Source organism: Hyphomonas sp. (genome assembly GCF_040882205.1).
Lineage (GTDB): Bacteria > Pseudomonadota > Alphaproteobacteria > Caulobacterales > Hyphomonadaceae > Hyphomonas.
This window is the reverse complement of the sequence record NZ_JBBEBT010000193.1, coordinates 1-23,781: the sequence shown is the minus strand read 5'-3', so window position 1 is coordinate 23,781 and position 23,781 is coordinate 1. Positions and strand designations below refer to the sequence as shown.

The window sequence follows — 23,781 nt, the reverse complement described above, 5'->3', positions numbered from 1 at the left end:
CGGCCGAGTGGATCTTCTGCTGAACCCCATAGAGACCAGCGACGACCTCACCTTCGGCAAAGAAGCGTGCCTTTTCTGCATCGCTCAGGGGGCTGACGAACCGGTCATAGGCAAAGAGAAAGCCATAGCTGGCCGTGGCGCTTACCCAGTCGAGCAGTTCAGGCTCGAGCGCCGTATAGGTCTCGCCGGCCGGCGTCTTGCCGCTGACGCGCACGTGCATGTTAGTCACGCCCTGAATTACCCTGCGCGCGGCGGCCTGCGGGCCATAGATGCCAACCATGGCGGCAATGCCGGTGCGTTTCGATCGGCCTATAGGGTCGGTTTTGAAGACGGAATGATCCCAGACGCCGGACCTGATGCGGGCATCGGCAAATTCCAGGAGAACGGCGCAGATGCCGCCGACGGCCAGCGCGACCGGGTTCTTGAACACCTGCCAGGACACCGATGCGGGGCCAGTAAAGGCGGGCTCGCCTGGCGGCGTGGTGTAGTCGACCTTCCAGCCGAGATAGGTCTTGGGCGTATCCATCTGCGTCTCCCTCGTCCGTGAGCAAAAAGTACTCCGGAAAGGAGGGGCGACCAAGCCGGGACGTTGCGTCAGATACCGCCCGGGCAGACCAGGTATCAGTTGAGGCCGGCCGGCGCGTTGCGGACATCGGCGTTCATGCTCGCCACCTTCACGCTGATAACATAGGCCTTCTTTGAATCCATGCTGGCGAGGATAAGGCCGGCCTGTTCGCTGGGCATCAGGCGCAGGAAACCGGCTGCGAAGGCGGGGTCCATCTGGTTGAAAATGGACGCGGCAGAATCCGGTTTCATCGCACTGTACATGCCGGCGAGGTGCTTGATGTCCTGATCCGAGGCGCCCTGGATCTGCTGCCAGCGCGTTTCCAGGGTTGTCTGAAGAGCTTGCAATTCTCCTGTCTGGGTCTGGAGTTCCTTTTCCCAGGTCTGGAGCGCGAGCTTTTCATTCTTCAGCTCTTCCTTCTGCGATTCAAACAGCCACTGGTCTTCTGCCAACATGGCCGCTGACTCAGTGGTGAAGCAGACTTCGCTGGGGCCAGCTGCGCCCTGAGCATCTGTTACCGGCTTCGCGTCTGCCTGCGGGCCGGAGGCTGAAGACGCAAGGGCAACATCTTCAGCAAAAGCGAGACCGTTCGGGAGGAAGCGTGTGGCGCCGCCGACCGTAAACAGAACGCCCAGCGTCAGCAGCACGTGCGAGGTGTTTTTCTTGACGAAAGACATGGTCTTCTTCGCGGCCTTTGAACTGGCCCCGGAGGCAACCCCGAAACCTTAACGTACCCTTTCAAAAGCTTTTTATCGATACGGCTAACATTTGGTAAAGATCTGCGGTGGAAATGAAAAGGGCGCTGCGTTCGTGTTGGATCAAGCCGTCCGCGAGCGGGAAGGGCCGACCATCTCGGCCGGCTCCAGGTTGCGTGAAACTTCGTCCGACATTACCCGCATCTGACGCATCATCCCGGTCATTTCGTTGATTCGCTCTTTCGACTGGTCGAGCGCCGTGCGCATCATCATGTAAAGATCCATTTGGGCGGTCTGGACCTCATCGGTCGCATTCGCCCTGGCCTTGTCAACCGAAGCGATCGTCGATTCGAGCTTCTGGCAGGTCTTGTCGGCCTCTGAGATCAGGTGGGCGAGGCGGGTCGCCATCGATTCAACGCGCACGCGCGTGTCCTGGGTCGTCGCGGACATCTTAGCGATCGAGGTCGACAGGGCCGTGATTGTTGCGCCAAGGCCGTCCTTAGTGTCCTGCAGGGCTTTCAGCCGTTTGCTGAGAACAAAGCAGTAAATACAGGCGGCAAAGGACACCAGGAAGATCGCGATATCGGTCGGCTGAACAATCATGTCTCTACCTAAGGAGGAATTGTGTGATGAGGACGCCGTCCGTTACTCCGGCTCCGAGGACGAGTTCCGCTCGGCGGGTCAACTGTTCCCGCATCCTGGGGTAGAAGCCGGGATCCTCCAGGTCGGTCATTTCGATCGAGCGCAGATAGGTGTTAAACGCGTCAGCCAGCATCGGTTCGGCTTCTGCAACTGCTTTGGCGCCGCTGGCATCCGTGATGATCGAGATGTTCATCTTGAGAAAGCGTGTCGCAGGGGCGCTGCCGACCGTGATGAGCACTTCGGGTAGCTCGACATAGGTCTGGCCGGGCTTGGCGGCTGCTTCAATCACCGCAGGGCCCGTCGGCCCAGCCGGGCAGGGAGCGGGCTCGGCCGCAGGGGCCGGCGTGAGCAGGTACACCAAACCGAATGAGCTCACGAGCGAGGCCGCGCCAAGCATCAGCAGGCCTATCAGCCCGCTGGCTGGTTTTGCCTCTGTCGCGGAATCAGCCGCTTCCGGGTTTGCCTCTGTTGCGGGATCGGCCGCCTTAGGTTTTTTCTCCGGCTTTTTAGCCATTTGGGACCCTGAATTCTATCACGCAGCGCTGAGCTGACTAGAACGATCCTGAGTAAAGAAAACCTTAACGAATTGAGGGCTAATTTTAATCATTAGGCTCGATTCGGACCCGACCGGGGTAATTTGTTGATGAAATTCCTTGATACGCTCAAAGCTCTGCCGCTGTCTCGCCAGCTCATGCTGGCGGGTGCTGTGCTGGGCATCATGTTAGCTATGAGCTTCATGGTGCAGGGTGCGACCAAGGAGCCTATGGCGCTTCTTTATTCCGGGCTCGAGCCGCAGTATGCTGGCGAAATCATAGACGAACTTGAGACCAGTAATACACCTTACGAGATCCAGGGCGGCGCGATCTTCATTCCGCAGAGCAAGCGCGACGAGGTCCGTTTTGCCCTTGCCAGGGAAGGTCTGCCAAGACAGTCGGTGCAAGGCTATGAACTGCTGGACGACGTCAATGGTTTCTCGGTCACCTCCGAAATGTATAACGCCTCCTACTGGCGGGCGAAGGAAGGCGAGCTGACCCGTACCATCCTCGCGATTCCCGGGATCACCTCGGCGCGTGTTCACATTGGTGCCAGCCTGCGTTCGGGGTTCTCGCGTTCGCAGCCTGCGCAGACCGCATCGGTTACCATCGCGACCGCTTACGCGCTGTCGCAGGATCAGGCCGAAGCCATTCAATACCTCGTCGCCCTGGCCGTGTCGGGGTTGAATCCGAAAGACGTCGCCGTAATCGACCCGTCCAAGGGCATTATAGCCGGACCGAAAACTGACAAGACCGCGGAGCCGGCGATTGCGGCGGCCGACCAGGCGAGCGCGCTGGAACAGAAGATAACGAGCCTGCTGGAAGCGCGTGTTGGCATTGGCAATGCACGCGTTTCAGTATCACTGGATGTCAGCCGCGAACGCCAGCTGGTTTCGACGGTTGCATTCGATCCCCAATCAAAGGTCGTCCGGAGCCGGACGACAAGCGACGCTGCGGAATCCGGCAGCGGCGGCGGGGGCGCGATGACCGTTGCAAGTAATCTCCCCCAGGAAGAGGGCGCTGCCGCCAGCGGCGCAAGCAGTAATACCTCGAAGAACTCGTCGGAGAACATTGCCTATGAGATTAACGAGACCCGTACCGAGGTCGAAAAGCTGCCCGGCCAGATCGAGCGCATCTCGATTGCGGTTCTGCTGAATGAACAGTCCCTGGGTATCGACCCGGCGGCGGCCGACGCCGCAACAGTCCGCCAGAAAATGATCTCCGACCTGCAGGCGCTGATTACATCGGGCGCAGGCTTGAATGTTGAGCGCGGCGACTCGATCTCTGTCGAGCTGATGCCTTTCCAGGAGGCGACGCCGGCCGATCTGGTGCCCGCGCCGGGCATGATACAGCAGATGGTCGAGCGATATCTCTGGTCCGGATTGCAGGCCCTGCTGCTCGGCGTCGTGGTGATTGCGCTGGCCTTCGGCGTGGTGCGCCCCATGCTGTCACCGAAGAACGCGGGCGCCGCGCTCGATGGCAGATCAGATAAAGGGACTGGTGCGGGCTCAGCGACGACAGTTGGAGGGGGCCCCGATCCGTTCAACTACCTTAAGGATTATGCCAAGGAGCGCGAGGACGAGACGGCCGCTTTGCTTCAGCAATGGCTGAATGAGGACCAGAAGGTTGCCGTTAATGAGTAAAACCGTGTTCCTGAACCTGCCCCGGTTTGACGCCAATGGAGGCTTGTTGCCACCCACAGATTGGCTGCGTCCGTTCGATGACGCGGCCAGCTGCCGCGAGGCTCCCGCTGACCGGGCCTATGGCGAGCCGGCGCGGGCTGAGACGCCGGTCGTCCAGGCCACTCCGGCACAGCTCGACCTTCGTAAACTGGAAGCATCGCTGACAGTGCTGAACGCAAGGCTGGATAAGATCGAGCGTGACGCCCACGCGCAGACCCTCGAAGCTGTGCAGTCCATTGCCGCCAGGTTGTTTCCGCTGCTGTCAAAAGCTTTCCTCGCGGAAGAGATCGGACGTCATTTGCCGCAACTCGTTCCGCCGCTAGCGGCGGCAGTTGAGATCCGCGCGGATGTTTCGTTGACAGATGACCTGCAGGCGATGCTTGAGCGAAATTCAGCGCTCGCCAATCGCTGCACAGTCTTGTCCGGCGCAGGGCAGGGCCGTGTCGATGTTTCCTGGCAGACGGGTGGGCTGTCCTTTGATTTCGAAGGCCTGCTGCAAGCCTGCCTTTCACATCTGAAAGCAACCCAAACCATGATCAAGGAGTAGAGGAATGGCTCTTCCCGACAAAGCATCCGCCGAGACAGCCGCTGACGATCGCAGGGATGCAACCGGCCGGAACGCGCTCCGGCGCTCCATCTATAGTGTGCCGGTGACCGTGACCGTTTCGATTGGGCAGAAACGCCTCAGTGTGTCTGAGATACTCGCGCTGCAGCCGGAATCAATTATTCCGCTATCGTCGCGTATCGATGACCCGGTCGATCTGACGATCGAGAACCGTCTGATTGCCCGCGGCGAGCTCGTTGAAACCGGTGATGGCCAGATTGCCGTGAAGATTATCGAGATCATTGAACACATGCCGGACGAGAATGCCTGACAGCGGCAGAATTCTGAGACTTCTGCTCCTGATTGCAGTGGCGGCATGCGTGGCCGGCGCTGCGCAGGCGCAACAAGCTGTGCCCGGACAAATTCCGGCACTTGAGGGCTTGATCAATCCTGGCGGAGACGGCCAGCTCAGCAGCTCGGTCATTCAGCTGCTACTGCTTGTGTCAGTATTGAGCCTTGTGCCTGGCATCGCCATGATGGTGACATGCCTGCCCTTCATGGTCATTGTCTTCTCGTTCATGCGCCAGGCCATTGGCGTTCAGCAGGCCCCGCCCAACATGATGATCATGGCGCTGGCGATGTTCCTGACATTCTTCGTCATGGAACCGGTATTTATGTCGGCCTGGGAGACGGGGATCGAGCCCTACATGAACGGCGCGCTCAGCGAAGAGCAGGCCTGGACGCTGACGACTGAGCCGTTCCGCGAATTCATGATGAAGCGCACCGATCCTGAAGCCCTGATGACGCTGGCAGACGCGGTCAACAGGCCCCTGGTTGAGGGCGAAGCGCCGTCATTCTCCCTGCTTTCAACTTCTTTCATGTTAAGTGAAATCAAACATGCTTTTCAGATCGGTTTCGTAATCTTTTTGCCGTTTATGGTGATCGACCTGGTGATCGCATCCGTGCTGATGGCTGTCGGCATGATGATGGTGCCGCCGACGGTTGTGTCATTGCCGTTCAAGCTCGGATTCTTCGTGCTTGCGGACGGTTGGCTGAAGATCACTGAAGCGGTACTCAGAGGTTATACGTTATGAATACCCCCGTGACGCGCAACCGGCCTGAAATGGTAAGACCGGGTAATGCAGCTGGTATAGGGGCCCGCCCGGGCGCAATCACGGCGTCACAGCGCGCTGCCGTGATCATCTCTCTGCTCGGAGAAGCTGCGGCCAAGCCAATTGTCGAGAAACTTGATGATGTTGCACTCGCAAAGGTCATCACGGCTCTTGAAACCATCTCGATGCTTTCCCGGGAAGAACTTGCCGAGATTGTGATCGATTTCATCGGCCAGCTTCGTCAGAATTCCGGAGCTATGCGCGGCGGCGCCGCAAAGGCCCGCGAAGTCTTGTCCGGTATCGTGGACGCAAACCGGCTCAGCCTTCTTTACGGAAACGCTAACGAGGCCTCGAACTCGGGCGCTGAGGAAACCGGCGACGTCTGGGCGCGTCTTTGCAAGCGGGAACCGCGCCTGATTGCAGAATACGTTGGCCGCCTGTCGCCCAATATCATCGCCATGATTCTGCGCAAGTTGGACGCCGGTATGGCGTCAAGCATTCTCTGCCTTCTTCCGGACGAAAAACTCAGCCCCACGCTCGGCCAGATGGTCGATTCCCCTAAGGTTGATCCGGGTATCGATTCTGTCATTGAGCGGATGATCGAGATAGAGTTCCTCAACAATAAAGAGGAAGAAGGCACAGACGCGCAAGACGCCTACCTTGAAACGATCGGCGAAGTCCTGAGCCTGATACCTGACAGCAAACGCGATAGTCTCGTGAGCTTTCTTCGCAGTGAACATGAGACGAAACTGGAGATCATCCAGAAAGGGCTGTTCACAATCGAAGCCTTGCCGGACATCCTGGCGCGCAACTCGGTGCCGGTCGTATTCAAGGAGATCGAACCGGCTGTTCTGATCAAGCTGCTCGCGAGCCTGCGCGAGGACTATTCGGCGGTATCGCAATACCTTCTGGGTAATATATCGTCGCGCTTGGCAGATTCCATGCGCGAAGAAATCAAGGACGTGCCAAGTATGCAGCGCGAAGTAGCAGGCGAGCTTCAGCGCGAATTCCTGACCTCACTTATGGGGCTTAAGCGCCGCGGACTGATTACGATGAACCGCCCGCCCCCCCAGGAAGCCTAGCCGGCTTCCAGACTATCGGATGATCAGATCGGCGTGGATTGCACCTGCTGTTTTCATGGCGCGGATGATATCTGCCATTTCCTGGGGCGACACGCCGAGGGCGTTCAGGCCATTGATCAACTGCGATAACGTCACGTTCGGCCGGAGCAGTGCAATGTTGCCGCCGCCGGTCTGCGTGATCTCTATATCCGAGCGCGGCATGACAATCGTTTCGCCCTCCGAGAACGGGTTGGGTTGAGAGGCGACCGGGTACTCGGTCACGCTTATTGAGATGTCGCCTTGCGCGATTGCCACTGTCGAGATGGTCACGTCTTCGCCCAGGACAATGGTTCCGGACTTTTCGTCGATGACAATACGGGCAGGGGAGGCGACGAGCACCGGCATGTTTTCGATGCTGGCGATCAGCCGAGACGGACTGTCTGAAATTCCGCGCAGGTCAAGCTGCACTGTGCCCGGATCGAGCATCGAGGCGATTGGAGACCTGAACGCCGCGTTTATGGTGTCTTCGATACGAGCGGCGGTCGTGAAATCCGGATTGCGCAGGGCAAGGACAATACTTTCGCGATGGTTGAAATCGAAGTTGACTTCGCGCTCAATGCGCGCGCCGTTTGGAACAGAGCCGCCGGTCGGCGTGCCGCGGGTCGTGCGCGCGGCTTGCGCCTTTACATCGATGCCGCTGACAATGATGCTACCTTGAGCGACTGCGTAGACTTCGTTATCCGCCCCCTTGAGCGGCGTGAGGATCAGCGTCCCACCTTCGAGGCTGCCGGCATCGCCTATGGAGGAGACCGAGACATCGATGCTGGAACCGTTGCGTGCGAAAGCCGGCAGGGACGCTGTCACAAGTACGGCGGCCACGTTCTTGGGCTTTATGTCTTCGCCCTGGACGTTGACGCCAAGGCGCTCGAGCATGTGGGTGAGAGAATCTTCCGTAAACGGTGCATTACGCACCGAATCGCCGGTGCCGTTAAGGCCTACCACGATGCCGTAGCCGACAAGGTCATTCTGGCGCACGCCTTCGACATTCACAATGTCGCGGATGCGCGCCTGGGCATCTGCCTGGGGCGCCCCGAACAGGGCTGACAGGCTCAGGGCGGCGACGAGGAAGATGGAACATTTCATCGCGTTACCTCAGGAAATTCAGAAGCGACAGGGAAGAGAGCCGTGAGGTAAGCATGTATGACGCTTCCAGGGCTGTTTCGAGTTGCTTGAGCGCCGAGGCCGCTTCGTACTGGTCGCGGCCCCACAGGCTGTTCAGTTCTTTGGTGAAGATGGTCTCTTCGATATCGAGGGAAGCCTTTTCCATCTCGATCTGAGATTGCGTTACGCCGCGATCCGCACGCAGGTTGGTCAGGTCTGACAGGCCCTCGCTCACCTGCTCAGCGCCGGCCAGAGAGATGTCCGGATTGGTCCTGAACAGGGCAGGGCTGCTGGCGGGATCGGAAAGGGCCATCACGGCGAGACCCGAGATCAGCTTGACGATGGAGGCATCGTTTGCGGTCACGGCATCAGGATCCGAAGCGTTGATCGCGCTGCGCAGCGCGGAGGTCTGCCAGCCGCCACCCGGTGCATTGAAGTAGGTATCGAGCGCCACGGCAAAGTCTGTTGAGCTGGCGGCGACATCCGCAAGGTTGCGAATCACATCAAGCAGATCGCCAGGGCTTCCGAGGGGCTGGGTGTCGGTTGCATCGCCGGCAAAGAGAAAACGTTCGCCAAAGCGCACGTTCACCAGATTGAAAACCTGCCCGAGCGCTGCCTCTGCGTCACGCGCTGTCAGGCCCTGGAGCCTTTGATCCTTGCTTATGACGGCGTCACGCATCCTCGTGTCGAGACCGGCGACGCGCTCGTTGATCAGGGTCAGGCTGCGCTGCGTCACCTCAAGCCGCCCTTCGCGCAGGCTGACCTGTTCGCGCCGCAAGCCGATGTCTTCGACGGCTTTCTGGCTCAGCATGGCAGTGCCAATCCGGCCGGAAAGGTGCGCCGTGAGATCGGAATAGCGCCCTGTCGTGGCCTCCTCGGCGGTTCGCGTCAGGCTCTCGCGCAGGCTGGCGACAGTCTGGCCGAAGGCGGGGGAGATGACGTGGCTGGCTGGGGGGGGAATGCGCATGATCTCAGAGTTCCATCAGAGTATTGATCATCTTGCCCACGACCTCGATGACGCGCGCATTTGCGGCGTAAGCCTGTTCTATGAGCAGCAGATCCTGAAACTGGCTGTCGAGATCGACGCCCGTCGCCGACCGCTCGGCTTCGAGGAGTACGACATACTGTGCCTGAGACGAAGACAGGGCGGCTTCGTGAGAGATGCGCGACTGGCCTGCGAGCGACGAAATCTGCGCCGCCATGCCGGTTGCAGAGTAGCCCCCCTGAAAACCATTCGCGGCGACCGACTGTACGGCCGTGAAGGCGTCAAACAAGCCCTTCAGGATCGACTGGTTGCCGGCTGCGCCGGGCGTGGCGGCGCCGAGGCCGTCGCGCAGGCGCCAGACGGCGCCTCCCTGCTGGGGGTCGAGCGCCGCGTTGATCGAGATCCTTCCGGCGAGGCCTGATCCGCCGCCTGGGTCAGCGTCGATGAACAGTCCCGGGTCGCCGGGTGTCTTGGTCGGATCGATTGCATCATCAGACAATCGGCTGATGAGATCGCTGGCAATCGTGTCAAGCTGATCGCTGAGGGCAGGGAGTTCCTGATCACGCAGCGTGAAGAGGGCGCCGAACATGCCGCTGGAGACAGCGCCGAACGAGGACGCGCCTGGCGTGATCTCGACACCGTCAACGCTTATGCCGGAAAGGGCGCCATTGGCGAATGTCTGATTGAGGCCGAAGGTCGGCGTGGACGTGAACTCTATCGTCCGGGCGTTGCCAGCAAGCAGGAAGACACCTTCCGGCGTCATGATATCGATCTTGCCGTAATCGCGCTCGATCGTCTGGACCGGAATGTATTCTGCAATCGCGTCGAGTACACGCTGACGTTCGTCCAGCAGGGCGGCGGCTTCAGGGCTGGTGCGGTTGGCGCCCGCAAGGCGGTTGTTTAGGCTCTCGACCTGTTTCAAGGCCGAGTTTACCGCGCTGACGCCCTCAGCGATCTCGCGGTCCGCTTCTGCGCGCTGAGTTGAAACAATCCCGGAGAGGCTTTTGAGCTCACTCGTTATGTTTCTGGCCGCAGTTAACAGTGCAGCGGCGCTGCTGGAGGATTCCGGTGTGGCAACCGAGCGCGAGAGTGCTGTTTCAAAATCAGAGAAAGTCTTGAACAGGCCGTTCCCGTTCGCTGTGTCGCCAATGCGGCTGGAGATGGACTGCCAGGTTGAGGCAAGGACATTGGCCTGCGATACGTCGCTGGTCAGCTCGCGGCGCGCAGCCTTGACGGCGACGTCCTGGGGCCGGCTCACGCCGTTCGCGGTCACCCCGTTGCTCTGTCCGCCGAGCGTCGATTCACTCAGCGTGACCGACCGGCGGACATAGCCGGGCGTCGCCGAGTTGGCGACGTTGCTCGCGGCGATGTCGGCCCTCAGGCTGCTAGCCTGAAGGCCGGACTTCGCGGCGGAGATGGCGCTGGAGAGGCTCACTCAGAAGTCCGCCTTACCGTTCTGGTTCTCTATCGCTTCAGGTTCGTTGTTTCCTGAAGCATGTCATCAACCGTCTGGACGATCTTCGCATTCGACGAATAGGCCCGCTGGGTTTCGATGAGATCGGTCAGTTCGGCCGCGATATCGGTGGTCGACTCCATCAGCGAGTAGCCCGCAACGCCGCCAACCGGGCCGTTATTGGCGTCCCAGAGATAGAGGTTGCCGCTCTGGCCTGAGAGCCCATAGGACTGGGCGTCGAGCTCCCTGAGACCAATCATGTTTGGAACATCGGCGACCGGGATCTGGTAAAGTGTGCGGCGAAAACCTGTATTGTAAAGCGCCTGCAGATAGCCCCGATCATCGATTTCAATCGATTGAACAGAGCCGATCGGCGTGCCGTCCTTGGTGACGGCCGTTGGTGCGAAAGGCGCGGCAAACTGTGAAATACCTGTGCTCTCGCCGGGCTGTCCGATAAAGACTTCGACAGGTCCATGCGGCAAGGTTAACGAGACCATACCGGTGGCAGGGTCATAAGTTGCCCCGTTACTGGCGGCCGCGGACAATATGCGGCCGCTTCCCGAAGCCGAATCGCTGAAGGTGATGTCCAGCTCGCCGATCGAGGCGGCACCCGTGGCGCTGTCGAAGATCTCGACGGTCCACTGGTTGGAGGCACCCGAGCCAGGTACGGTGGGCGTGAACTGGAAGGTGAGCGTTTCGCCGCGGCCGATATTGTCGTAATACTCGATCGGCAGCATGTAGGGCTCGCCGGTACCTGTAGAACGGGTTGCACCCGCAGGCAGGTTGATACCAAGACCGATCTTCGATGTCGGGGTCGCCGAAAACTGCGCTGAGGCAAGATTGATCGGCTCGAGGTCGACGCCGCTGTTTCGGACGACGTTGCCGATATTGCCTGAAGAATCTGCGGGCCAGCCGAGCAGGAAAAGGCCGCTCTGGGTGCGAAGGTTGCCATCCTTGTCAGGGAAGAATGCGCCGGTTGGCGTGAGCCTCAGGCTTCGCTCTGCTGCAGGTGTAGACACTCCGGAGGCGTCGGTTACGGGCAGCAATCCCCGGCCCGAGACGGCCACATCGGTCGAACTTCCGGTCGAGATGAGGGCGCCCGAGTTGCCTATGTCCTTGTACGTTTCAACGCGGACACCGCCCGCAGAATAAGATGAAGAGCGCTGCTGCAGGACCATGCTGGAGAAGTCCACCTGGCTGCGCTTGTAGCCGTTGGTTCCCGCGTTAGCGATGTTATCGGAAATCGCCGCGAGGCGTGTGCCATTGACACTCAGCCCCATTACCCCGGCGTTCAGGGATGATGAAATGCTCATATCTGGTTGCTCCTGCGTCAGATTAAGCCGCAGTGTGGAGCGAAGGTGTAAACAACCCGATAATCCGCGTTCACACTTTGAGTATAGTGTGTGGGAGCTGGCCGATCATCCCGGCGCCAAGCCTCAGTCGGTCAGGATCGTGATCGAGATACGCCGGTTCTGGGCGGCCGCCGGGTTCTCCCAGTTCAGAGGTGCGGTATCTGCTTTGCCTGAAACCTCGCGCATTCGCCTGGGATCGATGCCGGTGCGCAGCAGCATGCGGCGCGCCGCGTTAGCACGGTCAGCCGACAGGTTCCAGTTGTCGTAGACCGCGCCGTTTCGGTAGCCCCGATTGTCCGTATGGCCTGCAATCTTGAAATCATTCTCAAAAGTTGAAAAGGATTTAGAGACCAGGTCCAGGAGTTCAATCAGCAGGTCTGAGGGTACGGCGCGGCCGACAGGGAAGAGGGGCTCGCTCTCGGTGTCGACCAGTTCCAGAACTATGCCCTCGGGCGACATCTTGATAAGAAGGTGCTCTGAAAGCTGGCGGCTCTCGTTGCCAAGCGATTCCTTCAGGGACCCTAAGCTGTCTGCAATCGCCTGCGCTTCAGCCTGTGAAGCGGTATTTTCAGCTTCGCTTTTCCGATTCGCCTCTTTGAATGAAGCATTCGACGCGGGTGATTCGATGCTACGCTGATGTGATGAACCGGTGCCGGATCTTGCGAGTGTGTCTTCGGTGAACACCGACGAGCCGTTCAAAGCGTCTGAACCGCCTCCCGAAATCCGGCTCATCGGAATGGTCGGGTTGAAATAGTCGGCGAGACCCTTGCGCTGTTCTTCGGTGGTTGCGTTGAGGAGCCACATCAGGAGGAAGAAGGCCATCATCGCGGTCACGAAGTCCGCGTAGGCTACCTTCCAGGCGCCGCCATGGTGTGCTTCAGCCTTGTAGACCTTCTTGCGTCTGATGATTATCGGCTGTTCGGCAACTGATTGCTGGGAATTCATAGTGCACCTGACTTCTTCAGGCTTCCCGAATATCAGATGGGGCTGACTTAACCGCGTAGAAAACCGTTGGGGTTGGTCACGGCTCGATAACCATTCTTCAACTAATTCATCTTCATAAGGCAGAAGGTTAACATAAGTCGGTTAAAGGTTTACCATGTCCTCTGTGCTGCGCAAGAAGATCGAGGCCGGGGTGGGCATGCCTCCGGCGATCTTGCAGTTTGACGATTTCTGGGGGCCTCTTCAGGCGAGCGTCGCTTCATGGTTTTCCGGCACGTATGCAATTGAGACCAAGGCCATTCCGGAGTCGCGTCGTCTGGTCGCGGGTAACATCGCCCGCAGTCATCTCGAGACGCTCTCGTATTTTGTTTTTAAATCGAGATTTTCGCCTGGTCTTTGCGCAATAGGGGTCGACGAGGTCGGCGTGGCGTTGAATGCGCACCACCGGCTTCAGCAGCCCTCCGACAATCTCGAAGGGGTATCTGAACTTTTCAGGAAATTGCTGCTCGAGACCCCGGTCGTCGAACTTTGGAGTCTCGTTTCCTCTGGATTAGCGGATCACAGGTTAAACGGACCGCAAGCTCCGTTGACGGACTTTTCTGCCGCTGCAGGTGGATTTGCGCCAGCGCAGCGCTATCTCGTGGTTGAGTTTGCCGCGTCCAAAGATGGTCAGGTCGCAAAAATATGTATCGTCTTCCATTTTGACTATGTTCAACTCAACGCTGACGAATTCCAGCAGACTAGGGCGCGTCTACGTCAGGCGTCGGCGGGGAAGGGGCAAGGGGGCGACGCGCTCCGTAAAAGCGTGAAGTCTTCGATGATCGAACTGGAAGGTGTGCTGGAGCGCCTTACGCTCTCGATCGGAGAGTGTTCGCGCTTCGAAGTCGGGCAGCTGATTGCCTTGCCTGACGTCGACACGACACATGTCTCGCTGCAGGCCGAAACTGTAAACGGCAGGGTCGAGGTAGGTCACTGCGAAATGGGTATCTGGAAACGCCAGCGCGCCTTGAAACTTAAAACACCGATTCTCGAACCCTTTACCCGGGAATTAGCTAAACTTTAACGACGATATTCGGGCAGTGGGCCCGCAGGACGGAGCTGGTAAGTGAACGCAGCAATCGGGCTTACAATCACAGTGGTGATGGTCTTTGGCGGCTACATACTGGCGGGCGGCAAGATGGATATCATCCTGCACTCTCTGCCGTTCGAGATGATGATGATCGGGGGCGCCGCGACGGGCGCCTTTGTGGCGGCCAATGATTTCAGCACGATCAAGCATACGATGGGCGACCTCGCCACGGCCTTTACCGGGCCGAAGTGGAAGAAGAAGGACTATGCTGACCTCCTCTGCCTGATGCATGAGCTGCTCTTCGTCCTGAAGCAGAACCCGGTCGATATCGAGGCGCATATCGAGGCGCCGCAGGAATCTGCGATCTTCACGAAATACCCGCGTATCCTCAAAGATCATGACGCAATCGAGATGATCTGCGACACGATCCGTTCGATGATCATGAACTTTGACAATGTCCATCAGGTTGAGCTCCTGCTGGAGAAACATCTTGAAAGTCTCGCCGAAGACAAGCTGCATGGATCGCACGCTCTGCAGAGCATGGCAGATGCGCTGCCGGCACTTGGGATCGTGGCGGCCGTCCTGGGCGTGATCAAGACGATGGCCTCTATCGACAAACCGCCGGAAGTGCTGGGCGGGATGATCGGCGGCGCGCTGGTGGGCACGTTTCTCGGCGTGTTCCTTGCGTATGGGGTCGTGGGGCCCTTTGCTGCGCGCGTAAAGCATACCCGAATGGAAGAGCACACCTTCTACTCGATGATCGGCGAGGTGCTGGTGTCGAACCTTCATAAGAACCCGGTCAATATCAGCGTCGAAGTGGCTCGCCGGCATGCGCCCTCGCGCGTACGCCCGTCCTTTGATGAGATCGAGGAGGCGATTAAGGAACTCAAGAAGGGCCTGAAGCAGGCGGCATGAAGCGCATTGGCTGGATCCTTCTCTGCGGACTGTTCCTGGCTCAGCCAGGTCAGGCGCTCCAGGAGCCTCCGGCGAGCCCGGAGCCTGACGCGCGCCGCTCCGAGTTTTCAAACGAGCTGGATGCATTCGTTCGCCAGGCCATGAATGAGGGGTTGCTTGATCCGATCGGCACTGAAAAACTGTCTGCTGGCCCGAAATCGATTGTCCCGGAGGCGGCCGAAAAAGACGTAGAAGATCCGCCCACTGAGGGTGTCGCGGCCGGGCTGACCGATTGTGCCGCGCCCTATCCCCTTGATTTTTCCGAGTTCCGGAGCCTGCGGCGCTACAGCGATATATACGCCTACCGCGAAGAGACCGTTGCGGAAGGCGAGGTTCAGGAGATCCATGCGGGCGCGAGGCTGGCCAAGGCCTACATCGCGCTCGATCTTGCTGCAGAAGCTGCCATGACAATCAAGACCGGCCGCGACCAGCAAACTACTGCGCTCCAGAACCTCGTTATGCTGCTGGAAGGGCGGGGGCCAGCGCCAGCCGACTATTTCAAAGAACTGGAAGGCTGCTATCGGCAGGCCGGTATCTGGCGCGCCCTTTCGCTGGTGTCAAAGAAAGATCCGGCAGGCCCGGCCCTGCTCGAGGCGCACATGGCTGCGTTCCGGGAACTGCCGCCCCTGCTGCGCGAACGGGCCGCCATGCTCGCTATTCCAGCGCTTGACGCCATGAACCAGAGGCCCACTGCGAAGCTGCTGATCGCCAGTTTCACCTCAGACGAGATCGCAAGTTCTTCACAGCTTCAGTTCAGCGAAGCATTGATCAGGCTCGGTGAAGGTGATCCGGATGCGGAGCGCCTTATCTCACGCTACCTAGTCCAGTCGCGCTTCCAGGAAGCGGCGCTCATGGCGCTCGTTCGCAACAAGCGGTCTGTCAATGGGGCCCTTCGCGAGATCCTGCTCGACGAAATGATAACCCGGATTGAGCTTGCCCGGAAAGACGCAGACATACGGGTCAAACTGGGTTTCGTGCTCGGTGCGCTTAGCGAGACTGCCAGTTACCTACCGATGATGCGTCTTGCAGAGCTTCCCAGCATGCAGTCAGACGAAGCGCGCAGCACGTTGACACGCCATCTGGTGACCAGTCTGCAGGGCGATCTGGACGGTGATAACTCGCTACGCACTCTTGCGGCCGTTGAGGCCATGATCAAGGATCAGGGCATCCTCGACGCGGCGCCTGAACGGGCTGAGCTTTTTGAGTCAGCCACACTGGTTGCCGTCCGGCTCGGTTTCGCTTCTCTGGCCGATGCATTGGCGGTCAAGGCCAAAGGGGGGGAGGCGGCGGCCGAACAGCGCGCGCTTCTGGCTTACCGGCAGAAGAACTATCAGGAAATCTACGATCTGGCCCGGCAGCATTCCTCCAGCCAGCGCGTCAACCTGATTGCTGCTCTGGCTGCAATCGATACGAAGGATCGCACCGGAATTGCTACATTTGAGGGCCGTCTCAAGCTCGAACCGGAAACAATCCTCACCCTGATTGAACAGGATGCGACGACCAGCCATTGGCTGGTGTCCGACCGTGTCTACCAGGCCGCCCGGAAACTCGGCAGCGATGATCATAAGCTGCGTGTCGAACGCGTGATGCGGCTCAAACGCCTCCCGGCGGACCCTGTTGCGAGCACGCGCGTGGCGATGTCGACGATTTCGGGAAAACTCAACAGTTCGCGCGAGTCCCTGGCGCTACTTTCGGCGGAGGCGCCCTGATGTCCAACGCAATTTACACCTCGCTCGGCCGCCAGCAGGGCCTCATGCAGGAAATGCAGGTTGTTTCCAACAACATCGCGAACTCCAACACAACCGGGTACAAGATGGACCGTGCGATCTTTGCAGAGTTCCTCGTCTCGCCCGGGCAATCACAGGACTCGGTTTCGATGGGCGGTCTCGGCGGTCATGCCTTCAGGATGGCTCAAGGCGAGCTGAAGATCACGGGCGGCCAGTTCGACCTGGCCGTGCAGGGCGAGGGGTTCTTTGTCCTCCAAACAGCTCAGGGGCCGCGCCTCACGCGCGCCGGACATTTTCAGCTATCGTCTGAAAGTACGCTGATTGACGCCTTCGGAAACAGCGTTCTCGGAGCTGGAGGAAATCCGATCACGATCCCTCCTGAAGCGTCGCAGGTTGCGATCGGAACGGATGGGTCGATTTCCGCCAACGGACAATTGGTCGACCGGGTCGGTGTGGTAACACCCCAGGGCCAGCTCTTGCGCGATACGAACACCTTCTTTTCTGCCCCTGAAGGATATGCCCCGTTCGAAGAAGCAATTTTGGTCCAGGGCGCCCTGGAAGGCTCCAACGTTTCTCCCATTCTGGAGGTTGCCCGAATGATCGAAGTCCAGCGTGCCTATGAAGCCGGCCAGGCCATGATGGAGCGCGAAGATGGCCGGATAAGCCAGCTCATCACATCCCTGCGCGAACGCTGACGTGCTACTGACTTGAGGAAAGCTCCATGAAATCTCTGCAAATTGCCGCTTCGGGTATGGCCGCTCAACAGACACGAGTTGACGTGATCTCGAACAATATCGCCAACATGAGCACCACCGCCTATCGTCCGCGGGTCGCTGAATTTTCGGATCTCATGTACCAGCAATACCTGACGCCGGGCACGATCACGTCGCAGGTTGGTACGGTCGTTCCGGCTGGTATCCAGATAGGTACTGGCGTGCGCCCTTCGACAGTCTCGATGCAGATAACGCAAGGCTCGCTGCGCCAGACAGAGTCGGAGCTCGACCTTGCGATCGATGGGGCTGGATTTCTCGAAGTCACGCTCCCATCGGGAGAGCCGGCTTATACGCGTGACGGGAAGCTGAACCGCAGCCCGACGGGTGAGGTCGTCACCATGGATGGTTATCCGCTTGCGGATGGAATTGTGATTCCAGCAGACGCCCAGCGCATATCGATCAGCCGCGACGGTGAAGTCGTGGCTTATTTCTCGGACAACACGGCTGGCCAGCCCATCGGAACGATCTCGCTTGCCCGCTTCGTCAACGAGAAAGGTCTCGAAGCTCTGGGCGACAACATGTTCCGCGAGACGGAAGCGTCGGGGCCGGCGAACCGTCTTGTTCCGGGAACGGAGGGCGTTGGCATTATCAGGCAGGGATATATCGAAGATTCCGGCGTGGATGTGGTTAAGGAGATAACTGACCTGATTGCGGCCCAGCGAGGTTATGAGCTCAACTCCAAGGTCATCACGGCCTCGGACGAAATGTTGTCGGCCACGACGAGAATGAGGTAGAAGAATGAGTGCGCTTGTTGCCCTGGGATTAGGTGCTGTTGCAGTCCTTGCAGACGCATCGTCATTGGTTGCTGCCGAGGTCATTCGCGCTGGCGACGGGGTTACCGTTGCCAATGCCGAACTGCGCGACGGCGATGGTCCGGAGGTCTATGACCTGTATGCGGGCAGGGAAGTGCGGCGCACTGTTTATGCGGGCCAGCCCATCACACTGGACAATACGCGGTCCGCCCGCCTGGTGACACGTAACCAGGTCGTGACGATCAAGTTCATCAGCGGCCCGCTCGTGATCTCGACGTCCGGCCGTGCCATGGGTGACGCGGCGCTCAACGAAACTGTAAGTGTTCTCAACCTTCAATCCCGTCAGATGGTTCAGGGCGTTGTCAAAACAGACGGATGGGTTCTCGTACAATGAAATGTTTCTCATCACTATCCTTCGCCGTCCTGGCCGTCTCGGCCTGCGCCAGTGCCCCGCATGAAAGTGCACAACTGGCGCCCGCGAAGTTTGAAACTTATCAGGGCCCCTGGTCCTCTGAGACCGCCGCCGCGGATGTCCCGGAGAATGCCTCGCTCTGGTCGACATCCTCGGATTCCCTGTTGAGCATGCGGCGTGCCAAGGATGTGGGGGACCTCTTGACCGTCATGGTCGAAATGAACGACCAGGCGAGCCTGCAAAGTTCGCTCTCTCGCAGCCGGGATTCAAATGAGAACATGAATGTGGATTCCTTCTTTGGTCTCCCTGAATGGGCTAACGGCGTCCTGCCGGGCGGCGCCTCGCTGTCACCTGCCTATGATTACAACCGTGCATCTGATCTGAGCGGAAGCGGCGCCGTTAACCGGGCCGAGAAGATCACCTTCACGCTGGCCGCACGCGTGATCGGGGTCGAACCGAACGGGAACCTGATCATCCGCGGCTACCAGCAGACACAAGTCAGCAATGAAGTGCGCTACCTGAAGGTCTCGGGTGTGATCCGGGCGCAGGATGTCACGCGCACGAATACGGTTTCGTATGATAAGATCGCTGACGCTCAGCTTGCCTATGTCAGCAGCGGTGAAGCCACCTCGAATACAAAAATGAATACGGTTCCGAAGCTTCTTGACCGCTACAATCCTTTCTAGGTCGATCTCATGAAGAGCATCATCACTGTCATCATTACCATTGTCTGCATTGTTGCGGGCGGTTTTGGGGGCAACCTCCTGCGGACCATGACATCGGGCTCGTCTGAGCCTGAGGCAGAGGCCGGACATGCGGCCGGCGCGGCTGAGGGAGAGAAAGGCGAAGACGACCACGCCGAGAAGAAGGACGAGCCCGCCAAGAAGCCCGACAAGAAAGACGGGGAACACGGGAAAGACGGGAAAGACGGCGATGCTGCCCCGGCTGTGATCTACTACAAATTCACGCGTGAGTTCGTTGTGCCGATTATCCGCGACGGCCGGGTGACTAGCCTCGTGATCCTGAACCTCAATCTCGAGGCTGACGCATCGATAGAGCGGGAGCTTTTCGATATGGAACCCAAGCTTCGCGACAACATCATGACGACGCTCGTAACCCTGAGCAATGATGGAACGACGTTTGAATCCATGACCAGTGTGAAAAATTACGAGTCGATCCGCAGCATGGTGCTCCAGAATCTGGGTTCGGTCGTCAAGGAGGGGATCACCAATGTGCTGATCGTCGACCTTGCCAAGCAGGACATCTGACAGGTCCGCGCGCCGCCCTTCCTGCCTGTTGCCGACATGTGCGCCGGCGTTGGGAGCAGGCCGCTGGCGAGCTGACATTTTCCCTCAATTGTCGCTGATCGATGTCTGCGGCTCGCCGCGGACGGCCCTGTGCCCGTTCAGTTCGGGGCCGGCCATGTTTGCCGTCAGCCCGGTGCCTGCAGGCGGACGCCCGGCGGCTTTGCCAGGTGCCCGCGCGTTTCTCCCGGGGGCGCCTTGTAAGCCCGCCTGGGCTGCATTCGGGACCCAGGTCCCTTCATCGCCCTCGCCGGCCGTCCTGTCAGCCTGCGGATCGATCCCCTGGATCTCCGCCGCCCGGTCCCCACGGCCCGCCGGTTGTTTGACCTGCGCATTCCCGGCGCGGCCGGAGGCGCAGGGTCTTCAACGGGCGCTGGTCTCCTGACCGGCGTGCCGCGCGGGCTGCGGGCGCTGCCCAGGGCGGCATCATGCCTGGAGCGGCTGAACAGGTTCCCGGGAACTCATCGGCGTCTTCGGCAAGGCTCCAGGCCCTGCAGGTCCAGCAGCAGCTTGGCATCCAGGCCCTGACCATCGCCAACCAGAGCGCACAGTCGCTCCTGACATTGTTTCGCAGCTGACGCGGCCGATCCCGGGGGCGCCCAGCCCCCGGGATAATTCCAGGCGTTCTCTAAAAAGGCCTGCGGGGAAAGCCGGGCCCGGCGATTTGCCGGCCCGGACGGGGGGAAGGGGCATCAGATAGTGATTAATAACTGGTTTCCGTTCCCGGTGGAATTCAACAACCCAAGCAAACGTCAAACTCAGTTTCAGGTTGTAATGTGCGCTCCAGTATCCGGAAAGGGATCGGGGTAGTTCCCCAATGTCAGGATGACAAAGAACGCTCAACCCGCCGCTCCGATGTGACGGCAGACACCAACAAGAGAGACTAACATGTCAAGTATCCTGACCAATAACAGCTCGATGATCGCCCTTCAGTCGCTGCGTCAAACCAACCTCAGCCTCACCCAGGTACAGTCCGAAATCTCAACCGGCAAAAGAATCTCGAACGCAAAGGACAACTCTGCGATCTGGGCGATCTCGACTGTCATGACGACCGATGCCGAGAGCTTCAAGACGATCAGAAACTCCCTCGACCTTGCGTCCTCGACCGTCGGCGTCGCCCGCTCGGCTGCCGAGCAGGTCACGAGCCTCCTTCAGGATATGAAGTCGCTGATCATTGCCGCGCAGGAAGAAAGCGGCCGAAGCCTGATCCAGGCAGACATCAACGAACTGCGCGCGCAGATCAGCGGCATCGTCAATGCGGCCCAGTTCAACGGTCAGAACCTTCTCAAGGGCGGCGGCTCGATTTCCGTGGTCGCTTCTCTCGACCGCGCCAGCGACCAGTCCGTATCTGCCGCACTGATCAACATCAACCGGGTCGACCTTCAGGCGATCGGCGGTGTGATGGGCACGGTAGCCATCGTAGCCGGCGCGGGCCTGGCAACGGCAAGCGGCGCCTCGATTGCAGCAGCAGGTAGCCAGACCGTAACCCTGAACGCCGGCAATGTCGCAACGGGTAACAGCTTCCGGGTTGTCATCGGCGGCACGGACACCATTGAGTACATCTCGCGCGAAAACGACACGATGAACGATGTTGTGCGTAACCTGAAGTCGCTGATTGATGCCAGAAGCATCACAGGCATCTCGGTCGACATAACCCAGGTGGCCGATCCGGGCATGACCAACAGCGTTCTGACCATCCGCAATGCCAATGCGGGCGCCGTATCTCTGGCCGCCAGTTCTTTCACCGGCGGTACGCCGGGTGGCGGCCTCGGCGCTTTGGCCGGAATCGATGTCGAGACAAGCGATGTGTCTGCTGCAAGCGCCCTTACAGCTATCGATGGCCTCATTACGACCTCAATCAACGCGGCCGCTGCGCTGGGTTCATTCCAGAAGCGGATCGACAACCAGGGTGAATTTATGACCACGCTCGTCGATTCGATTACCGCAGGTGTGGGCACAATCACGGACGCAGACATGGAGGCGGCTTCGGCAAGGCTCCAGGCCCTGCAGGTCCAGCAGCAGCTTGGCATCCAGGCTCTGTCGATCGCCAACCAGAGCGCACAGACGCTTCTGACATTGTTTCGTAATTAACGACACCGATCCCGGGGGCGCCGAGCCCCCGGGATAACTCCATGTGTTCTGAAAAGGCCTGCGGGGAAAGCCGGGCCCGGCGATTTGCCGGCCCGGCTTTTGTCCGCAGGCCTTTGCGTACTCATTCACCCTGCAGATCATCTGCAAAGGCCCTGCGCAGTCCGGGGCCTCAATCTCCGCGCCAGGATCGCGCGCACGCTCATGCCGCCCGGCAATGACCTGGCCGTGTTTCAGCCGATGACGTGCGTGAAGGCATTGCGGCAGGCCTGCCGCAGGGTGTTCAGGCAACCGGAACTCTGCCGCAGGACAGGGCGCTGCAACCGGCTCACGCCCGGCCTTGCTGCGCAGGATATCTGTCAGGGCTGCAAGAGCCGTCCGCCGTGCCCGCTTTGTCAGCCTGTGACGCGCGGCGCGATGCTGCCTGTATACTGGCCGTCCAGGCTGTAGGTATCGATACTGAACTCGTAGAGCTCGCCTGCCGGCGCCTGACCGCCGGCCGTCGATCGCCCGTCCCATGAATGCACAGGCGTGCCAGGCAGCAGGGTCTCGGTCCAGACGGTCTGGCCGCCCTGGTCCCTGATCGACAGCACGCTGCGGGTTGTGCCTTCTGGCAGGTCGGCGCTGAACTGAACCGGCTGCCCGGAATAAGGCAGCCAGGACGACTGAAGGGATACTGTCTGGCCAAGGACCTGACCGGCCATGATGCCCGTGAGGTTGCCCATCATCGAGGCAATCGAGCCAAGCTGGGTGTTAGAATTCACCTGCTGCTCGAGGGACGAGAAGGTCGCGAGCTGCTGGACGAACTGGGTCGAATCGATCGGCGCCAGCGGGTCCTGGTTGCGCATCTGTGCGATCAGGAGCTTGATGAAGCTGTTGAACTCCTTGCCGATGGCCGGCTCGCTTGCGGCAGCGGCAGCGGCCGCGATCGGGGGCTGCGGGGAGGCGGTGGCGCTCGTAACTGGTGTCATAGAGGGGGCTCCTAGAGTTTCATGTCGAGTCGGCCGCCGGGCAGGGTACGCGGAGACGAAAGGGAATAGGGGGGAACCATCGGATCGCCCGCCTCTGCGGTGCCAGGCCGGTCCTTCACGGGCTCGCCTACGAACGGGTTAGGCAAAGGTGATTGCTGGGTGTTTTGCTGTTGCTGCTGAAATGTCATGTTCGAGCTGCCGATACCGTGACGTTCGAGCGCCTGGATCAGTTCGAAATGCATCAGGCGAAGCTGGCGCATCGCTTCAGGCGATTCTCCGGTAATTGTCACATGCTGAAGGCCGTTTGCGTCAAACTTGAAATCGATCGAAACGCGTCCGAGTTCGGGCGGGTCAAGTTGCACGATGATGCTGTCGGATTGTCCGTCGTCTGCTGCGCTTGAAACAATGTCGACGACCTGCGCAGGCGCTGCCACGATCATTGCATGGGCCGGTGTCAGACCGGTCGGGGCCAGCACTGGTGCAGCGGTCGCCGGACCTGATGGCGCTGTATAGGTCGCCATCGAAACGCTCGGGCTGCTCTGGCCGGTCTGGGCGGATGTATCACTGAATGCAGACGTGTCGGCTGCGCTCAGCGGCGCTGGCCCTGCCGCGGCAGACGTCAGGCCGGCGTCTGCGTTCTGCGTATCACTCAGCCTTGATTTATCTGCTGGTATTGGCGCCGCGCCAGAAGCTGGCTTTGCAGCGTTTCGGACCAGTCCTGTATCGCCCTTGCCGTCTGGGGCGATTGCGCTGGAGCCTGTGGCGGCGTCGGTCTGAGGCGCTCCGGGCGCTGCGATCTGGGATGCCTGGGCGGGATCACTGCCTGTGAGGGGCAGGGCTGTGTCACGCGGGTCTGTATTGTCCTTGCCGTCCGGGGCCAGAGGGGAGGCTGCGCCGGCCCTGCCGGTACCTGCAGGGATGCCTGCGGTATCATAGTTCGGCGGGGCCGCGGTCTGAGGCGCTCCGGGCGCTGCGATCTGGGATGCCTGGGCGGGATCACTGCC

25 protein-coding genes are annotated in these 23,781 nt (G+C 59.8%); 14 read left to right on the top strand and 11 right to left on the bottom strand.

The window, feature by feature from the left end; genetic code table 11:
- The 4 genes from WEA77_RS08040 to fliL form a co-directional block, all read right to left on the bottom strand.
- Positions 1-526 (bottom strand): oxygenase MpaB family protein (locus WEA77_RS08040; protein ID WP_368067349.1); only part of this gene is annotated, 526 nt, incomplete at its 3' end.
- A gap of 95 nt (positions 527-621) precedes the next feature.
- On the bottom strand, positions 622-1,242 hold the full coding sequence (locus WEA77_RS08035) for a MotE family protein (RefSeq protein WP_368067348.1): 621 nt from the start codon (positions 1,240-1,242) through the stop codon (positions 622-624).
- Positions 1,243-1,383: 141 nt separating this feature from the next.
- Complete coding sequence (locus tag WEA77_RS08030) at positions 1,384-1,863, bottom strand: hypothetical protein (RefSeq protein WP_368067347.1); 480 nt, start codon at positions 1,861-1,863, stop codon at positions 1,384-1,386.
- A gap of 4 nt (positions 1,864-1,867) precedes the next feature.
- Positions 1,868-2,416, bottom strand: a complete 549-nt coding sequence (fliL, locus tag WEA77_RS08025; protein WP_368067346.1) for a flagellar basal body-associated protein FliL — start codon at positions 2,414-2,416, stop codon at positions 1,868-1,870.
- Between the two features lie 129 nt (positions 2,417-2,545).
- On the opposite strand from fliL, the gene fliF reads away from it, so the two are divergent.
- From fliF to WEA77_RS08000, 5 genes are read left to right on the top strand one after another with little or no spacing between them, the layout of a single operon-like run.
- On the top strand, positions 2,546-4,078 hold the full coding sequence (gene fliF, locus WEA77_RS08020) for a flagellar basal-body MS-ring/collar protein FliF (RefSeq protein WP_368067345.1): 1,533 nt from the start codon (positions 2,546-2,548) through the stop codon (positions 4,076-4,078).
- Positions 4,071-4,664, top strand: a complete 594-nt coding sequence (locus WEA77_RS08015; protein ID WP_368067344.1) for a hypothetical protein — start codon at positions 4,071-4,073, stop codon at positions 4,662-4,664. The genes fliF and WEA77_RS08015 overlap by 8 nt, the downstream gene beginning before the upstream one ends.
- 4 nt (positions 4,665-4,668) lie before the next feature.
- The gene (locus WEA77_RS08010; RefSeq protein ID WP_368067343.1) at positions 4,669-4,992 is read left to right on the top strand and encodes a FliM/FliN family flagellar motor switch protein; all 324 of its coding nucleotides are present in this window, start codon (positions 4,669-4,671) and stop codon (positions 4,990-4,992) included.
- Entirely contained in the window at positions 4,985-5,755 is a 771-nt protein-coding gene (locus WEA77_RS08005; RefSeq protein ID WP_368067342.1) for a flagellar type III secretion system pore protein FliP, read from the top strand. Before WEA77_RS08010 ends, WEA77_RS08005 begins: the two co-directional genes overlap by 8 nt.
- A complete protein-coding gene (locus WEA77_RS08000; protein ID WP_368067341.1) occupies positions 5,752-6,855 on the top strand; it encodes a FliG C-terminal domain-containing protein in 1,104 nt (367 codons plus the stop codon). Before WEA77_RS08005 ends, WEA77_RS08000 begins: the two co-directional genes overlap by 4 nt.
- Positions 6,856-6,867: 12 nt before the next feature.
- On the opposite strand, the gene WEA77_RS07995 is transcribed toward WEA77_RS08000, so the two are convergent.
- The 5 genes from WEA77_RS07995 to WEA77_RS07975 all read right to left on the bottom strand — a co-directional run bounded on the left by WEA77_RS07995 (position 6,868) and on the right by WEA77_RS07975 (position 12,730).
- Positions 6,868-7,977, bottom strand: a complete 1,110-nt coding sequence (locus WEA77_RS07995) for a flagellar basal body P-ring protein FlgI (RefSeq protein WP_368067340.1) — start codon at positions 7,975-7,977, stop codon at positions 6,868-6,870.
- 4 nt (positions 7,978-7,981) lie between these two features.
- Positions 7,982-8,962 (bottom strand): flagellin, encoded by a 981-nt coding sequence (locus WEA77_RS07990; protein ID WP_368067339.1) that lies wholly within the window; start codon positions 8,960-8,962, stop codon positions 7,982-7,984.
- Positions 8,963-8,966: 4 nt separating this feature from the next.
- A complete protein-coding gene (gene flgK, locus WEA77_RS07985; RefSeq protein ID WP_368067338.1) occupies positions 8,967-10,415 on the bottom strand; it encodes a flagellar hook-associated protein FlgK in 1,449 nt (482 codons plus the stop codon).
- A 29-nt stretch (positions 10,416-10,444) separates the two neighbouring features.
- Positions 10,445-11,746: a flagellar hook protein FlgE gene (locus WEA77_RS07980; RefSeq protein ID WP_368067337.1), complete on the bottom strand. Its 1,302-nt coding sequence runs from the start codon at positions 11,744-11,746 to the stop codon at positions 10,445-10,447.
- 123 nt (positions 11,747-11,869) lie between these two features.
- On the bottom strand, positions 11,870-12,730 hold the full coding sequence (locus WEA77_RS07975) for a flagellar motor protein MotB (protein ID WP_368067336.1): 861 nt from the start codon (positions 12,728-12,730) through the stop codon (positions 11,870-11,872).
- A gap of 154 nt (positions 12,731-12,884) precedes the next feature.
- On the opposite strand from WEA77_RS07975, the gene WEA77_RS07970 reads away from it, so the two are divergent.
- The 9 genes from WEA77_RS07970 to WEA77_RS07930 all read left to right on the top strand — a co-directional run bounded on the left by WEA77_RS07970 (position 12,885) and on the right by WEA77_RS07930 (position 21,809).
- Positions 12,885-13,790: a hypothetical protein gene (locus WEA77_RS07970; RefSeq protein ID WP_368067335.1), complete on the top strand. Its 906-nt coding sequence runs from the start codon at positions 12,885-12,887 to the stop codon at positions 13,788-13,790.
- A gap of 42 nt (positions 13,791-13,832) precedes the next feature.
- A complete protein-coding gene (motA, locus tag WEA77_RS07965) occupies positions 13,833-14,711 on the top strand; it encodes a flagellar motor stator protein MotA (RefSeq protein ID WP_368067334.1) in 879 nt (292 codons plus the stop codon).
- Positions 14,708-16,459 carry a hypothetical protein gene (locus WEA77_RS07960; protein WP_368067333.1) on the top strand — a complete coding sequence of 584 codons (1,752 nt, stop codon included), beginning with the start codon at positions 14,708-14,710 and terminating at the stop codon, positions 16,457-16,459. The genes motA and WEA77_RS07960 overlap by 4 nt, the downstream gene beginning before the upstream one ends.
- Positions 16,459-17,172 carry a flagellar hook-basal body complex protein gene (locus WEA77_RS07955; protein ID WP_368067332.1) on the top strand — a complete coding sequence of 238 codons (714 nt, stop codon included), beginning with the start codon at positions 16,459-16,461 and terminating at the stop codon, positions 17,170-17,172. The genes WEA77_RS07960 and WEA77_RS07955 overlap by 1 nt, the downstream gene beginning before the upstream one ends.
- A gap of 26 nt (positions 17,173-17,198) precedes the next feature.
- On the top strand, positions 17,199-17,984 hold the full coding sequence (gene flgG, locus WEA77_RS07950; protein WP_368067331.1) for a flagellar basal-body rod protein FlgG: 786 nt from the start codon (positions 17,199-17,201) through the stop codon (positions 17,982-17,984).
- 4 nt (positions 17,985-17,988) lie between these two features.
- Complete coding sequence (flgA, locus tag WEA77_RS07945; RefSeq protein ID WP_368067330.1) at positions 17,989-18,396, top strand: flagellar basal body P-ring formation chaperone FlgA; 408 nt, start codon at positions 17,989-17,991, stop codon at positions 18,394-18,396.
- Positions 18,393-19,100, top strand: a complete 708-nt coding sequence (locus WEA77_RS07940; RefSeq protein WP_368067329.1) for a flagellar basal body L-ring protein FlgH — start codon at positions 18,393-18,395, stop codon at positions 19,098-19,100. Before flgA ends, WEA77_RS07940 begins: the two co-directional genes overlap by 4 nt.
- A gap of 9 nt (positions 19,101-19,109) precedes the next feature.
- Positions 19,110-19,682, top strand: a complete 573-nt coding sequence (locus tag WEA77_RS07935) for a hypothetical protein (protein WP_368067328.1) — start codon at positions 19,110-19,112, stop codon at positions 19,680-19,682.
- 924 nt (positions 19,683-20,606) lie between these two features.
- Positions 20,607-21,809: a flagellin gene (locus WEA77_RS07930; protein ID WP_368067327.1), complete on the top strand. Its 1,203-nt coding sequence runs from the start codon at positions 20,607-20,609 to the stop codon at positions 21,807-21,809.
- Positions 21,810-22,201: 392 nt separating this feature from the next.
- Here the strand turns inward: WEA77_RS07930 and WEA77_RS07925 are convergent, their stop codons facing one another.
- A complete protein-coding gene (locus WEA77_RS07925) occupies positions 22,202-22,777 on the bottom strand; it encodes a flagellar hook assembly protein FlgD (protein ID WP_368067326.1) in 576 nt (191 codons plus the stop codon).
- 11 nt (positions 22,778-22,788) lie between these two features.
- On the bottom strand, positions 22,789-23,217 hold the full coding sequence (locus WEA77_RS07920; protein ID WP_368067324.1) for a flagellar hook-length control protein FliK: 429 nt from the start codon (positions 23,215-23,217) through the stop codon (positions 22,789-22,791).
- Positions 23,218-23,781 lie beyond the last annotated feature (564 nt).